The following is a 15330-nucleotide window of genomic DNA, read 5'->3' as shown; positions in this document are numbered from 1 at the left end:
TTTGAAAATTAGATACGTTTTAATAAAAGTAAATGACGTTGTTCGTCTAAGCGCGGAACTTTAAGCTCGATAATTTCACAGCTGAATTCATCTTTCAATGCCTCTACTTCATCGGCAGGAATCAAACCTTTCATAGATGCAATAATACTTTGCTCATACATAAATGGTTTTGACGCGGCTACAAAGTCAGTTAAAGATGCAAAAGCACGACTGGTAATTACATCAAACTGACCTAACTCGCGGATGCTGTCTTCATTTTCAACACGGGTCTGAACTGCCACGACGTTTTTCAGTTTTAAATCGGCAATAAACTGTTTTAAGAAACGAATCTTTTTACCATTCGAGTCCAATAACACGCAATCGCGCTCAGGCTGACACAAGGCAATAATCATGCCCGGCATACCACCGCCAGTACCAATATCCAGTAAACGACCTGCAGGCAAATCTTTGAGGATGCTCAGACTGTCTAGCAAATGCTTCACTAGCATTTCTTTCGGGTCACGAATTGCAGTGAGGTTGTACGCTTTGTTCCATAGCACCAAAGCATCTTGGTATTTGAGTAATAAATTTAAAGCCTCATCACTGAGCTCTAAACCTAAAGCCTGACTACCTTGCTTGAGTTCCTGAAAAAACGAATGCATCACAATTCACATCTCGAAAAAGTTAATGGAAGTATACCGATTTATAGTTGCAGTCATAGGGGCGAATGCTTAGTGAATATGCACTTAAGCGTACACACCCTGCTGAATTTGTTGATCTAGCGCATTTAATCGTTCAGGAGTACCAACATCCACCCAAACACCCTGCAATTTCTGTGCAGAAATTTTTTCTTGCTGCATGGCTTGTTTGAGCAATGGCGCAAGCGGACGTTTGCCCGATTCCAAACCGTTAAACATTTGCGGATGCATCACCGCCACGCCACTATAAGTCAGATTTTCACCTGAGCGTGCTTGCTCAAAAGTATAGGCTTTGTTTGCAGCCAAAGTGAAATCACCTTGCGGATGCTGCACAGGGTTTTCCACCAAAACCAAATGTGCCAAGTCGTCTTGAAGCTGCACATTTAATAGTGGCGCAAAATCCATGGTGGTCCAAACATCGCCATTCACCAATATAAAAGGTTCATTGCCCAATAATGGCAACGCATTGATGATGCCACCTGCAGTTTCTAAGCCTTCGCCTTCATGCGACCACAAAATTTTCACACCAAACTGAGAACCATCACCCAAAGCATCTGCAAGTTTTTCACCCAACCATGCCGTATTGATGACAATTTCCTGCACACCCATCTTTTGTAATTTTTCGATGTGCCACACAATTAGAGGTTTTCCACCGACTTCCAATAAAGGTTTAGGCGTATGCAGTGTTAAAGGACGCATACGATTGCCCATTCCTGCGGCAAGAATCATGGCTTTCATTTAGGCAACCACCTCATACTGACCATATTTTGCTGTAAATTTTGGCATTACTGTCGTGTGAATAAAGTGCATAAATGGTTGTAATTCTGAATAAGGCTTACTTTCTTCAAGTAAATACCACATCACGCGCGGTAAATCTTTGAGATAACCCGATTTGCCATCACGTTCAAACAGGCGCACAAAAATACCTAAAATTTTGATATGACGCTGAATCGCCATCATATCGGCATCTTTTTTAAATTGTTCAAAATCACGTTCTTGTTTAGATGCTTCTGGCAACAAGTCATAGAACATTTTAAACCAACGATACACATGCTCAGCATTCCACTGCACATAAGCATCACGGGTAATCGAAATTAAGTCGTATGTATCTGCACCAATGACCGCATCCTGAAAATCAATCACACCAAGCTCGGTGTCCTCACCAACTTTCATTAAGTTCCGACTATGAAAATCACGATGTACTATCACTTGTGGCTGCGCCAAAGCAGCATTGGCCAAAATCACAAATGTACGTTTAATTAATGCACTTTCTTCAGCCGTTGGCTGAATCTGTAAAGCGGGCAATAACCAGTCGGTGAGTAGCTCCATTTCACTGATCAACTTGTCATACGAATATCCAGGAAAATGTGCAGTGCCATCAATCGCTTGTAATTGAATCAGTTGCTTAAAGCACTGTGCATAATAGTCATCTACTGTGTGTTCATTTAATAAGGTCGATAACAGCACATCGCCAAAATCTTCCAACAACAAAAAGCCTTGTGTCAGGTCTTTGGCCACAATTTTGGGTACACGCACAGCATTGGCAGCAAAAAATTCATCAATCGTGACAAAAGAACCACAATCTTCTTTTTCTGGTGGTGCATCCATGAGCATAAATGTTTTATTATTCAATTTGATTCGTGCGTAACGACGGAAACTTGCATCGCCTGCTAAAAAATGAGTTTCAAATTGATCTGAACCAAGTACAGATGTTATCCATGTTTGTATCAATTGTTCACGTTGTGTATTCATTTGCAATAAATTCTAATACAGGCTGAGTTTTTAAAGTGCTAAGTGTAGCTACTTCTGCGCTTTTTCTCTATGATGCGACAATAATTAATTGCGATTAAGCACTCTTGGTTGATGAGATAAATGAAGCATCAGTTTAAATTTAATCCTTTAGCGACTGCGGTCTTAACTCTGTTATGTGGTCACTCTGTTTCCAGCTATGCGCAGACCACAGATCAGACTTCATCTGTCACAAATCTCAATAACCAGCAGCTTAAGCACACCATTCAGGAAGCTTATCCTGGGCAGCAGTTCTTTGAGCAATATTATGTTGATAAAGCTGCACCTGAAGCACAACAACAATTTGGTCATAGCCAAAGTTCTGCCTATTGTGAGGGTGCGTGGCTAACGCCGATCAGCTCAGGTACTGTTGCGGTAGATGCTGCAAATGCCACTTCTACAGTGACTGCCGATTATGGGCACTATGACCCAAATGGTGATTCAGTCTTAGAAGGCAACGTGGTGATTGACCAAGAAGGTCGTCAAATTCGTGCCGATAAAATTACCATTGATCAAACTCAGACCTTTGCCAAAGCCGAAGGTCGGGTACAAATGGCGCAAGCGGGTTTACTGGCGCAAAGTGATGAAATTAATTACAACCTAAAAACCCAGCAAGGTGACCTAAACAACAGTTTTTATATTGCCGAAGAACAACATGCACACGGCATGGCAGAAAAAATTGCACGCACCTCAACCAATACTATGGTGTTAAATAATGCCACTTACAGTACTTGCCCGCCTGAACAAGCCCCGACTTGGAAAATTCAAGCCAATGAAATTAAGCTGAATCAGGAAACGGGACGCGGTGAAACACGCGGTACAAAACTATATGTAAAAAATGTACCGGTCATGGCTGTGCCTTACTTTAACTTTCCGATTGACGACCGCCGCACGACAGGTATTTTGACCCCAAGTTTTGGTTTTACCAATGATGGTGGTGTCGAACTTTCTGTACCTGTGTATTTGAACCTAGCACCTAATTACGATGCAACCGTTAGCCCGCGTTATATTGGCGATCGTGGTGCAATGCTAGAGGGTGAATTCCGTTATTTAACTGAAAATTTTGGTTCAGGCCAAATCTGGGGTGGTTATTTAGCTTCAGATGCCAAATATGATGATCAAGACCGTAAAGACTTGCACTTTTTACACAACTGGCAAATTAACAATCAGTTTTCGACTAATCTTGAATACAACTATGCTTCAGACAAAGATTACTTTGCCGATTTAAATAATAACCCTAACTCCAAAACCGACCTTAATTTACGTCGTGCTTGGGAACTTAACTATCGCAATGGTATCCCTGGCTTAAAAGCTCAGCTCAAAGTTGAAGATTTCCAAACGCTGGATCAATCTATTGCCTATGAAAAACGCCCTTATGCACGTTTACCACAATTCTTGTTGAATTATAAAACAGGTAATCCTCAAGGTTTCCAAGTCGAGTTTAATAACGACACGGCTTACTTCAAAAAAGACATTGGTGCATTAGATGTAGGCGAACCAAGCGGCACCCGTATTTATAACGACTTTGCAGTGCGTTATAACTACCGCAATCCGTGGTCATTTGTTATTCCAGAAGTGTCTTTACGCAACATTAACACCTTCTATGACAAAGACACTCGAAATGCGTTGAATCAATATAACTCATCTAGTGAAAGTGAATCTGTCACTGTGCCACAATTTACATTGGACACAGGGATTACCTTTGAAAAAAATGGTCGCTTCCTACAAACGATTACGCCACGTGCATTCTATGCCTATGCACCGTATAAAAATCAAAATGATCACCCTAACTTTGATTCTGCAACAGCATCAATCAATTATGATCAATTATTCAGTCCAAACCGTTTCTATGGACATGACCGTTTAGAAGATAATAATTTCCTATCTTTAGGCTTAAGCTACAGCCTGTTTGATGAAATTGGTTTGGAACGTATTAAGGCAGGCATTGGTCAAAGTTTCTATTTTGAAGACCGCCGTGTCACACTAGAAAATACCAGCGATGATTTTGACACGCAAAGCCGTACAGGGCCAATTGTCAGCCTCACCAGCCAATTAAGCCAAAATCTCAGCATCGGTGCCAATGCTGCTTGGATGTCTAATGGCGACAATGCTCAGCGTAATGTAAATCTGCTTTACGCTGGCGAACAGGGTAACTTATATAACTTTGGCTATATTAACCGTCGTTATATTCCAAACCGCCAAGACCATTATGATCAAGTGGTTGCATCATTCATTCAACCCATTCACAACAACTGGCGTATTTTAGGTCACGCACAATATGACTTAGATAACAGTGTGGCACGTGAGTATTTACTGGGTGTAAATTACGAATCATGCTGCTGGGGTATTTCAGTCTATGGTCGCTCTTACTATAACGACTTGGACGATGTGACAGATGCAGGTGTTAAACCAAAACGTGCCATTATGGCAGAGCTAAATTTAAAAGGTTTAGGCAGTTTCAATAATAAACTTGCTTCTTTGCTTGAAAACCGTATTTTAGGTTTTAATAAAATTAATCAATCTTGGACACAACGTTAATGAAGACAGTACAGTTAAAACGATTTTTAAAAGCATCTACCTTGGCACTGAGCATGGCTGTTAGCCTGCCTGCATTTGCCGCTGCGAATGATCAAATTGTGGCTGTAGTTGACAATAGTGTCATTTTAAAAAGTGATTTAGCGCAAAGCGTGGTTGAACTTAAGCAACAGCTTGAAATGCAAAAGCGCCCTGTTCCACCTCAACAAATTTTAGAACAACAAGCCTTAGAGCAATTAATTGTACGTCAGGCTCAATTAGAACAAGTAAAACGCTATAACATTAAAGCTGATGAAAAATCCCTGAATGAAGCTGTGTTAAAAGTTGCACAGCAAAATGGAAGCAATAGCTTAGAGGCTTTTCAGCAAAAGTTAGACAAATCATCTCCTGGCAGTTATGCATTTTTACGTAATCGTATTGCAGAAGATTTGGCCATGAATCGTTTGCGTCAGCAAGTGGTGATGTCACGTATTCAAATTAGCGATCAAGACGTTGATAACTTTCTGAAAACCCCACAAGGTCAGGCCGCTTTAGGCAACCAAGTCCATATTTTGCATGTGCGTGTTTCAGGAAAAGAAAATGCAGCTCAGGTTGCGCAACAAGTCAAAGCTGAACTGGCGCAGAACAATGACATTCAAGCCATCAGTAAAAAATATACAGGCAACGGCATAACCGTTCAGTCTGCAGACATGGGCTTACGTAACTTGACCGATATTCCTGCAGAACTTGCTGCACGTATTACGCCATTAGATGTGGGGCAAACCAGTGAATTGATTGAAGTCCGTGATGGTATTCATGTCGTAAAATTACTGGAACGCAAAAGTACTGAGCAACGTGCACTAGTTCCACAATACCAAACTCGACATATCTTGATTCAGCCAAGTGAAGTAGTAAGCCCTGAAAATGCGAAACACATGATTGACAGTATTCACAACCGTTTAAAAGCGGGTGAAGACTTTGCAACCTTAGCTTCGACTTTCTCTAATGATGCTGGCTCTGCACGTGATGGCGGTAGTCTAGGCTGGGTGAATCCTGGCGTGATGGTGCCAGAATTTGAAAATCAAATGAAAAACACTGCAAAAGGTGAAATTAGCGCACCATTCCAAACCCAGTTTGGTTGGCATGTACTGCAAGTGACCGATACACGCCAGCAAGATATGACTCGTGAATACCAAGAACGTATGGCACGTCAAATACTAGGTGAACGCCAGTTTGATACTGAATTGGATAGCTGGTTACGTGAAACGCGCAACAATGCTTTTGTAGAAATTAAAGACCCAAGCTTAGACCGCAAGAAAAACTAAGCTTAAGTTTTCTGCTATTTCTAAGATTAAAACCAGTGTTGCTACACTGGTTTTTTTATGCTTTTCTAACATGTGCACCGCATCTTATTTACTACTCAAATATGACTTTGATAAAAACCATAGACATAAAAAAACCTCTCATTTCGAGAGGTTTTTTTAAGAAGATCAATTAATGGTTGTTATCGTCTTCTGAAGATTCTTCAAATTTAGAATCGTTGTCAAAACCGCCTGTTGCTTGACCGCCACCGAAGCCACCTTGACCGCCGAAGCCACCTTGACCACTAAAGCCGCCGCCTTGACCGCCAAAGCCACCTTGACTACCGAAGCCGCCGCCTTGACCACCGAAGCCGCCTTGACCGCCAAAACCACCACCTTGACCACCGAAGCCGCCTTGACCACCGAAGCCACCACCTTGACCACCGAAGCCACCGCCTTGACCGCCGAAGCCTGCGCCTTGACCACCAGCAGGTGCACCAGCAGGACGTGGATTACGTGCAGGAACAACTGTAGAAATTGCATGTTTGTAAACCATTTGGCTTACCGTATTTTTTAATAAAACAACATATTGGTCAAAAGATTCAATATGGCCTTGTAGCTTAATACCGTTCACAAGGAAGATAGAAACAGGAATACGTTCTTTACGGAGAGAATTCAAGAACGGATCTTGTAAAGTTTGACCTTTAGACATGTTATAACTCCAAAAATAATTAAAAATCAGCGCAAAAACTATCTCTATTTTTCAATTAAAAATTATAAAAAAGACAGTAGGTAAATTTTGCTTTATCCGTAACAGTTTCGCAAGTCTTCTTGAGCCTGCTTTATCGTAAAATATGTGTGAAATTTATGCGATTCTTGCAACGATCTGAGCCAAGTATATTGACGTTTCGCGAGTTGTCGTGTCGCGAATAGCGCCTTATCCTCCATTTCCTGCATTTTTTCGCGACTTTCATCACCGTTTTGCAAAAACTCTAAAGCTTGACGATAGCCAACTGAACGCATAGAGGGTAAATTAGCATCTAAATCGTAATTTTCAATAAGATGTCGCACCTCATTCAAAAAACCCATTTCCCACATAATCTCTAAGCGTTTTTGAATACGCTGATGTAATTCTACCCGATCAGGCATCAAAGCGTGGTTATGAAAAGTGTAACGATATGGTACATTTTTGGGTTGTTCTGCCTGAAGCTGGGTAATTGGCGTTCCTGTTAATTTATAAACTTCTAGTGCACGAATAATACGTTGTTTATCTGACACCTTAAATTTTTTACCCGCCAGTGCATCTACTGCACATAACTCTGCATAGACCGCTTCCCAACCTTCGCGTGCAGCTTTACCTTCAATTTCTGCACGGACGTCGTAATTGGCACTGGGTAAATTGGAAGATAGTCCTTCAAGCAAAGCTTTAAAATACAGCATAGTTCCACCCACTAAAATTGGGGTTTTGCCACGTGCGTGCATATCATCAATTAAGGCGCAGGCATCTTCCACAAACTGCGCAGCAGAATAAACTTCAAGCGGGCTAATAATATCAATCAAATGATGCGGATAACGCGCCTGTTCCACTTTAGTTGGTTTGGCTGTACCAATGTCCATATCTCGATAAACCAGCGCAGAATCGACTGAAATTAGCTCAAAATGACCTAATTCATAGAGTTCACATGCCAAAGCAGTTTTACCACTTGCAGTTGGTCCCATTAAATTGATGACCGGCAATTGTTTTGACATGTAACACTACTCTCCTCGAGCAAAAAGTTTATCTAATTGAGCCAATGGAAAAGCACGCCATGTTGGACGACCATGATTACATTGGCTGGCAAATTCAGTTTGTTCCATTTGACGTAACAAGGCATTCATTTCAGAAAGACTCAGCATCCGATGTGCACGCACCGCGCTATGACACGCCATACCCGCCAAAATATGATCACGTTTTTGCAGTAATGCCTGCGCTTCATCATTTGGGTCTAAATCATTCAGTAATTCAGGAATCAACTCTGCAAAATCTGCTTTATGCAAAATGGCTGGCACACCGCGCACAATGACTTGCTCATCGCCATATTGGTCAACATCCAAACCTAAACGTGCCAATTGTGGTTTTAAATCATCTACACGCATGGCCTGCATACGACTAATGCTGATGACTTTGGGAATGAGCAATTGCTGCGAAGTCCAAAACTCTGGTTTATCCCACGCAGCTTTCATCTGCTGTAAAACGATACGTTCATGTGCGGCATGCATATCGACAATAATCAAACCTTCGCTGTTTTGCGCCAGAATATAAATACCGTGCAATTGTGCAATCGCAATTCCAAGCGGGTGTTCATCTACAGCTGTCGTCGATTCATACGCTACGCTAGTTGAATCTTGAGAGTCGACATCACGTAAAGGTGCGAGATAGCTTTTTAAGGCATTATTCAGTTGTTTCGAGCCTTGATAACTGCCTTGCATCGCTTGGCCGTATTGCACAGTTTGCGGATGGCTACGATCAAACTCGGTAAGTAGATCACTACCCGATGCTGTATTGGATACCTGATCTGCATCTACCCTTTGTTCATACGGATTCAGAGGGTTGGTCTGCACAGATTTGTGCAGCAAAAATTGTTCCTGATAACGCGGTTGTACCACATAAGGCGCAGCTTGTTCGATAGGATCGGCTTTCATGGCTGTAGCTAAATCTGCAGTTGCAGTTTGAAATTGAGCTAAGGTTTCTTTGGCGTAATGTCTTACAAACTCATGAACTTCTCGCTGATTTAAAAAGCGAATTTCATGCTTGGTCGGATGCACATTGACATCAATATTTTCAGGTTCTACTTCTAAAAATAGCAAATATGCAGCATGTTGATGTCCATGCAAAATACCTTCGTATGCCATACGCAAAGCATGGGAGATGGTCTTGTCTTTTACAATACGTCCATTCACATACACATATTGCAGATCGGCTTGTGAACGTGCATCGGAAGGATGCCCCAACCAACCTGATAAGTGCATGGTGACACTGTCAGCATCTATCCAATAAGCATTTTCAACAAAGTTACGCCCTAAAAGTTGCTGCACGCGCTGAAAACGCAACTCTCCACTGTCTGCAATGGGTAAATTCAGTTTGATGCTGTCGTTGTGTTCTAAAACAAAACGAATATCGAAATGCGTGAGCGCCAAACGGCGTACAATTTCTTCAATATGCCCAAATTCTGTGCCCGCTTTTTTTAGGAATTTCCGCCGTGCAGGGACATTAAAAAATAAATCCTGCACCCGAATATGTGTGCCTTTTTGTGCAGCAACGGCCTGAATATCTTGATGGTCAAAGGCAGTGCCATTGACTTCAACCTGATAACCAACACCATCTTCAGTTTGGCTGCTGACCAAAGTCAAACGCGATACTGCTGCAATTGATGCCAGTGCTTCTCCACGAAAGCCTAAACTGACAATGGCATGTAAATCATCGGCCGTTTGAATTTTACTGGTCGCGTGACGAGTCACCGCCAAAGGCAAGTCTTCGGCATGAATGCCACGACCATTATCAATAATTTCAATGAGTGTACTGCCGCCTTGTGCCACACGAATAATCAGCTCGGTTGCACCTGCATCAATGGAGTTTTCTAGTAACTCTTTGACCACAGAGGCAGGACGCTCAATTACCTCACCCGCAGCAATTTGGTTGGCTAAGGCAGGTTCAAGCGTGTGGATCCGACGTAGATTTAACACATCATTAGGCATGATTAAATTGTTGCTCCAAAGCTTGTTGTAATGCAACCGAAGACGAACTTAGCGTTGCAGTACGGCTTAATTCATCTTCCGATTTTTTAATTTCAATGATCAGGTCTGCGGGCGGAATTTCATCGCCACCTTTTGATGGCCATTCAAATAAAAACAAGGCATTTGGGGTTTCTAAATAATCACGAATGCCCATCAGCTCTAATTCATAAGGATCATTTAAACGATATAAATCAAAATGAAAAATATCTTGTCCTTGTATTTGATAAGGTTCCACCAAGGTGTAAGTCGGGCTTTTAACCGCGCCCTGATGCCCCAAATGCTGTAGAAAATAACGCGATAAAGTGGTTTTTCCTGCGCCTAAATCACCAATTAAATAAATCACACCCGACCGAAAATGCGTTGCCAAAACCTGCGCCAGATTTTGGGTATCTTGCTCATTATTTAAAGCCAAATTAAATGAATACTGCATAACGCTCACGACATGATTCAAAAGACCAATTATGATAGCATCGCACTGCTTTAAAGCCTATGTACTGATGGATAAAACTGTGTAAATGTGGACAATTTATAACAAGTTTAGACAAGGCAATGAATCAATATTGTTAAGCTTAGCACCCAAACTGCTTAGGCTATTTTCAATATGATGAAAAAGAAACTCTCCCACCTGAATATGAGCAATTTGCAGATGAAGTCGACTCATCCCAACACCTTTGTTCCACCCATGCTAGATGGTGTGAGCGCCAGCAAATTGCATTTACCCAAATTAAGCACACAGCCTGAATCAATTTTTCGTTATTTATGTATCCAGTTTGCCCATATTTCTGCACAGGAATGGCTGCAACGCTTTGAGGAAGGTCTGGTTTATGATGCCGAAGGCAAGCGTTTAGATTTAGATACACCTTATAGCGCACATCAGGATATTTTTTATTATCGTTTTTTAGCGCATGAAGTTGCCGTGCCTTTTCAACATCAAATTTTATTTGAAAATGAACACTTATTGGTTGTAGATAAACCACATTTTTTGACCATGAGTCCTACAGGGCAATATGTACAAGAAACCCTATTAGTACGCTTAAAAAAACAAACACAGAATGAGCAGCTCACACCTATTCATCGTTTAGACCGCGAAACTGCGGGTGTGGTGCTGTTTTCCAAACAACCAGAAACTCGGGCGGTGTATCAGCAATTATTTGCAGAACGTCAGGTGCAAAAAACCTACCATGCCATTGCGCCTTATCAAGCTAATTTGTCACTACCATGTACTGTGCAATTACGCATGGAAAAAGGTGAACCTTTTTATTTGATGCACGTCGTGGCAGGCACACCTAACAGCGAAACAGAAATTCGTTTGCTTGAACATAATCAAACATGGGCAAAATATGAATTAAAGCCTACAACAGGCAAGCAGCACCAACTGCGTGTGCATTTAAATAGCTTAGGTATTGCGATTAAGAACGACCCGTTTTATCCCATTTTACAGCACAAACAAGCAGATGATTTTTCTGCACCGCTACAATTGCTTGCCAAGCATTTAAGTTTTTTTGACCCGATTAGCCAGCAAAAATTCCACTTTAGCGCACAGCAAGAATTGACATTGTAATATGTTTGTCATTACAAAATAGTGGATTTTCGTTGTAGTCATATTGAAATTACAAATGAATTGTTTACAATATTGCTAAAATTTAAATCTATTTCCTTCTATTAAAAATTATGAGAAAAACTGAAGTTTATCAAGTACGCTTGGACTCTCAAGAGAAAAAACAAGCCTTTGCTGTGTTTAAACAGTTGGGGATTACGCCTGCGCAAGCGGTACGTTTGTTTTTTAAGCAAGTCGTGCTGACTAAATCAATTCCCTTTTCAATTGAAAATCAGAATATTAATCTGGAACAATTGATTAAGTTACGCAAATTAAAACAAGAGCAAAAAGCAACGCTAGTGGATGCAACCCCAAGCAATGAAGCATCTGTAACTGGCAATAATAGTGTTGAAGATTTTGAACTGGATGATGAACATCTAGACTTGTTTGATGAACTCAATGCAATTTTGGGTGAAACTGACAAAAATTAACAGTGTTGCATTTTTAAACAATTCTTTAAAAATTTACTTTAAAAACTTAGCTATGCTTCATGCAAGGACAATAAAAAAGCATGGAGTATCGTAATGATTGTAAGACGTGCCACTTTAGAAGACTTAGACCAGCTTGCTGTATTGTTCGATGAGTATCGTCAGTTTTATGGTGCATCCTCGAATTTAAGCCTTTCAGCAGCATTCTTAAAACAGCGTTTTGAAAATCAGGAAAGTGTGATTTTCATTCATATCAAAGATCAAAAAATCACTGGATTTGTATTACTTTATTTAGGCTTTTCTTCGGTTGCCTGCTCGACCTACTATATTTTAGATGACGTTTATGTTACCCCTGTTTTTAGACGACAAGGTTCGGCCAAACAGCTCATTGATACTGCAATTTTATTTGCACGACATGAAAATGCGCTACGGATTAGCCTTGAAACACAAAAAAGTAATTACCAATCCCACCAATTGTATGAAAAGATGGGCTTTGTCAAAGATGATGAATTCCAGACTTATCACTGCTTTTTAAAATAGTCACCTGATCTGACGATTACGGCTTTAGGCAAAGGGTTTAAATTTAATCTGACGTAAGCCATTGATCATAAGCTATTGATGAAAGTTCAGCAGAACCTCATTTATTCCATACGGTTTTTTGCCAATTCGACTTGTTCAGGGCTTAAATACATCCATTCACCCACATCTAAAGCCAAATCAGTCAAGTTTAATGCACCAACTTGCTGACGATGTAATTGTTCTACTTTATTGCCCACTGCTGCCAGCATACGTTTAACTTGGTGATAAACACCTTGATGAATGGTCATCTGCAATTCATGTTCAGCAAGCTGTTGTACCTCTGTTGCAGCAAATGTCCCTGATTCATTGCGCAATGCGACACCCTGCTCAAGTTGCTGGATTTGTGTTGCATTAATCGGGTCTGCGGTGTGCATAGCATACACTTTTGCCACATGCTTTTTAGGATGGGTCAATGCTTGTAAAAACTGTCCATCATCCGTCAGCAATAACAGCCCTGTGGTGTCCTGATCTAAGCGTCCAACACACTGCAAACCACGATTCAGCAATACATCATCAAACAAGTCAAACACACTAAAATGATGGGTCGCCTGATGCGAACACTCATAGCCTTGTGGTTTATGTAAGGCGATATAGACCTTTTCACGATATTGATAATTTTGCCCATACACCGAAAATTGCAAAACCGTTTCAGGCGCAATTTTTATCGCGAATTTAGGATTGGTCTGGGTTTCGCCCATAATGGTGACTGCACCATTTTTAATGAGTTGTTGGCAATGTTTACGTGATCCAAAGCCTTGTGATTGCAACATTTTTTCCAACAACATGATGAGCGACCTAATGATAAAAAGTATAAATATATTTGCTGCTATTCTAAACCAAATACACCGTAAATTCTGAACACATTGCGTACCTTGCCCGCTTGTAGTTCAAAACAGTTACAATAACTGCACTTTTCCAATTTATTTCCCCTTTTATGGATCACCATGCTCTCTCAATTAGACCTTAACCTGATGGTGCTGATCGTTCTACTCGCATGCGGTATTTTTAGCCAAAATACGGCTGTGACCATTGCCTCAGCAGTACTGATTGTTTTTAGAATTACGCCGCTAAGTGAATTTTTCCCACTATTGCAGCAGCATGGCTTAAATCTGGGCATTATCATTCTCACCATTGGCGTACTGACACCTATTGCCAGTGGCAAACTTCCAGGCGAAGCAATTCTAAAATCTTTCCTGAGTTGGAAATCTTTACTTGCGATTGCAATTGGTGTTTTTGTGGCATGGTTAGGCGGGCGTGGTGTCAAGCTCATGACCAATCAGCCTGATGTGGTCGCAGGCTTATTGATTGGTACAGTCGCAGGTGTTGCTGTGCTACGTGGCGTGCCTGTGGGACCATTGATTGCAGCAGGAATTCTCACCTTGTTTATTGGCTATTCTTAACATAGATTTAGGGACGCTTGGTTTAGATGGTTTTGCTTGAATTCATCGTCTTGTATCAACCAATTTCAATAAAAACCATCCAAATCTAAGCCACTTTGCGAAACAAGATAGATGTTAATATCATTCCCATTGCAGATAAAACGGCCATTAAAATACCAACCCAAAGCCATGTTCCTGTGGCAGATACGATAGCTGCGACCACAGGCGGCAATAAAAATTGTGAAATTGCCGAGCACTGCAACACCAAACCTACGGTGGTACTAATCGCAATCGGTTGTGGTGCAAAATTAAGTACTTGCGCAAATACCACAGCTGCGACTAAACCACCAAATAAAGAGAAATGGATGACCAATAAAAACTGCACAATGAATGGTAAAACATCACGCAAAATATAAAAACTCAGTGCGCATAGCATCAATACCGCAAAACCCATTTGCATCAACACTTGCGCTCTCAGCCCACGCTGTAATAACAACCCACATACAAACGTACCCACCGCATTTGCCATTGCAACCATAGCTGTGAGCACACCTGCGGTTTGTAAAGATATTTGATATTGCTGATAAATGGTCGGCAAAAAACCCACCAAACTGAACCACTGCCCTGCATAAACACCAAAAACCAAAGCCAATATCCATGCGGGTGGATGGCTCAAAGTGCTTTTAATCAGTTCAAAGATGGCAATGGCTTGCGTGCTGATCTGCACACTCGGTACGGCTTTATAAATGATGATTGCGAGCGCAAAGGATAACAATCCAAAACACATCCACACGCCTTGCCAATCCAAGATGGTCAGTAAAAACGGCGTACTTAGTAAACCAATACCCATCCCGCCGCCCATATAGGCACTCCACAGCCCCATTTTGGCAGGCAACTGCTCCACTGCAACCAGTTGACGAATAAATGCAGGGCCGCTGAGTGTAATCAGTAAAAAGCCAAAACCTTCAATTACACGCAGACTTAATAGTGCGGAAAAGCTATGTACAAAACCACCGACAAAACTTGCACCTGCCAATAAAGACAAACCCAAAAGTACACAGCGTTTTAAGCCAATTTTTGCGGTATAACTGCCTAGCAACAACGCCAAAGTCATGCCTGCAGCTTGTACTAAAGACAGCAAAAAGCCTGCCTGAACCAGACTAATTCCGAGTTCAGCTTGAAGGATAGGCACAGTCGGTGGCAACTTGCCAATATGCATTGCTGCCATAAAACCCGCAGCAACAATCCATAAATCCTTGGTCAGCCAACGTACCGAACTCACAGCGCTCTCCC

General features: G+C 41.4%; 15 protein-coding genes. 6 read left to right on the top strand and 9 right to left on the bottom strand.

Features of this window, described 5'->3' with window-relative positions:
* Positions 1–8: 8 nt before the first annotated feature.
* From rsmG to HX743_RS02325, 3 genes are all read right to left on the bottom strand, one after another.
* Entirely contained in the window at positions 9–641 is a 633-nt protein-coding gene (gene rsmG / locus HX743_RS02335; protein ID WP_178318407.1) for a 16S rRNA (guanine(527)-N(7))-methyltransferase RsmG, read from the bottom strand.
* Positions 642–725: 84 nt separating this feature from the next.
* Entirely contained in the window at positions 726–1415 is a 690-nt protein-coding gene (murU, locus tag HX743_RS02330) for an N-acetylmuramate alpha-1-phosphate uridylyltransferase MurU (RefSeq protein ID WP_070154601.1), read from the bottom strand.
* The gene (locus HX743_RS02325) at positions 1416–2429 is read right to left on the bottom strand and encodes an aminoglycoside phosphotransferase family protein (RefSeq protein ID WP_178318406.1); all 1014 of its coding nucleotides are present in this window, start codon (positions 2427–2429) and stop codon (positions 1416–1418) included. It lies immediately after the preceding gene.
* Between the two features lie 120 nt (positions 2430–2549).
* On the opposite strand from HX743_RS02325, the gene HX743_RS02320 reads away from it, so the two are divergent.
* A complete protein-coding gene (locus HX743_RS02320; protein ID WP_178318405.1) occupies positions 2550–5003 on the top strand; it encodes an LPS-assembly protein LptD in 2454 nt (817 codons plus the stop codon).
* The gene (locus HX743_RS02315; protein ID WP_168419028.1) at positions 5003–6304 is read left to right on the top strand and encodes a peptidylprolyl isomerase; all 1302 of its coding nucleotides are present in this window, start codon (positions 5003–5005) and stop codon (positions 6302–6304) included. Before HX743_RS02320 ends, HX743_RS02315 begins: the two co-directional genes overlap by 1 nt.
* 169 nt (positions 6305–6473) lie before the next feature.
* Here HX743_RS02315 and hfq read toward each other — a convergent pair whose 3' ends face one another.
* From hfq to tsaE, 4 genes are all read right to left on the bottom strand, one after another.
* Positions 6474–6992: an RNA chaperone Hfq gene (gene hfq, locus HX743_RS02310; protein ID WP_178318404.1), complete on the bottom strand. Its 519-nt coding sequence runs from the start codon at positions 6990–6992 to the stop codon at positions 6474–6476.
* 92 nt (positions 6993–7084) lie between these two features.
* On the bottom strand, positions 7085–8029 hold the full coding sequence (gene miaA, locus HX743_RS02305) for a tRNA (adenosine(37)-N6)-dimethylallyltransferase MiaA (RefSeq protein WP_178318403.1): 945 nt from the start codon (positions 8027–8029) through the stop codon (positions 7085–7087).
* A 6-nt stretch (positions 8030–8035) separates the two neighbouring features.
* Positions 8036–10015 (bottom strand): DNA mismatch repair endonuclease MutL, encoded by a 1980-nt coding sequence (gene mutL, locus HX743_RS02300; protein ID WP_178318402.1) that lies wholly within the window; start codon positions 10013–10015, stop codon positions 8036–8038.
* Complete coding sequence (gene tsaE, locus HX743_RS02295) at positions 10008–10484, bottom strand: tRNA (adenosine(37)-N6)-threonylcarbamoyltransferase complex ATPase subunit type 1 TsaE (protein WP_096901184.1); 477 nt, start codon at positions 10482–10484, stop codon at positions 10008–10010. Before tsaE ends, mutL begins: the two co-directional genes overlap by 8 nt.
* A 216-nt stretch (positions 10485–10700) precedes the next feature.
* Between tsaE and HX743_RS02290 the strand changes: the two genes are divergently transcribed.
* From HX743_RS02290 to HX743_RS02280, 3 genes are all read left to right on the top strand, one after another.
* The gene (locus HX743_RS02290; RefSeq protein WP_178318401.1) at positions 10701–11615 is read left to right on the top strand and encodes a pseudouridine synthase; all 915 of its coding nucleotides are present in this window, start codon (positions 10701–10703) and stop codon (positions 11613–11615) included.
* A gap of 110 nt (positions 11616–11725) precedes the next feature.
* Positions 11726–12082 carry a type II toxin-antitoxin system RelB/DinJ family antitoxin gene (locus tag HX743_RS02285; RefSeq protein WP_004976848.1) on the top strand — a complete coding sequence of 119 codons (357 nt, stop codon included), beginning with the start codon at positions 11726–11728 and terminating at the stop codon, positions 12080–12082.
* Between the two features lie 93 nt (positions 12083–12175).
* Positions 12176–12619 (top strand): GNAT family N-acetyltransferase, encoded by a 444-nt coding sequence (locus HX743_RS02280; RefSeq protein ID WP_004976850.1) that lies wholly within the window; start codon positions 12176–12178, stop codon positions 12617–12619.
* 101 nt (positions 12620–12720) lie between these two features.
* On the opposite strand, the gene HX743_RS02275 is transcribed toward HX743_RS02280, so the two are convergent.
* On the bottom strand, positions 12721–13443 hold the full coding sequence (locus tag HX743_RS02275; protein WP_167845958.1) for a pseudouridine synthase: 723 nt from the start codon (positions 13441–13443) through the stop codon (positions 12721–12723).
* Between the two features lie 159 nt (positions 13444–13602).
* On the opposite strand from HX743_RS02275, the gene HX743_RS02270 reads away from it, so the two are divergent.
* Positions 13603–14058, top strand: coding sequence for a DUF441 domain-containing protein (locus HX743_RS02270; protein ID WP_178318400.1), 456 nt, complete (start codon positions 13603–13605; stop codon positions 14056–14058).
* A gap of 85 nt (positions 14059–14143) precedes the next feature.
* Here the strand turns inward: HX743_RS02270 and HX743_RS02265 are convergent, their stop codons facing one another.
* Positions 14144–15319 carry a CynX/NimT family MFS transporter gene (locus tag HX743_RS02265; RefSeq protein WP_096901189.1) on the bottom strand — a complete coding sequence of 392 codons (1176 nt, stop codon included), beginning with the start codon at positions 15317–15319 and terminating at the stop codon, positions 14144–14146.
* Positions 15320–15330: the final 11 nt, after the last annotated feature.

It is taken from the genome of Acinetobacter sp. Swhac1 (genome assembly GCF_013390985.1).
Taxonomy (GTDB): Bacteria; Pseudomonadota; Gammaproteobacteria; order Pseudomonadales; family Moraxellaceae; genus Acinetobacter; species Acinetobacter towneri.
The sequence above is the reverse complement of the archived record's forward strand: the minus strand, read 5'-3'. Positions and strand labels throughout refer to the sequence as shown.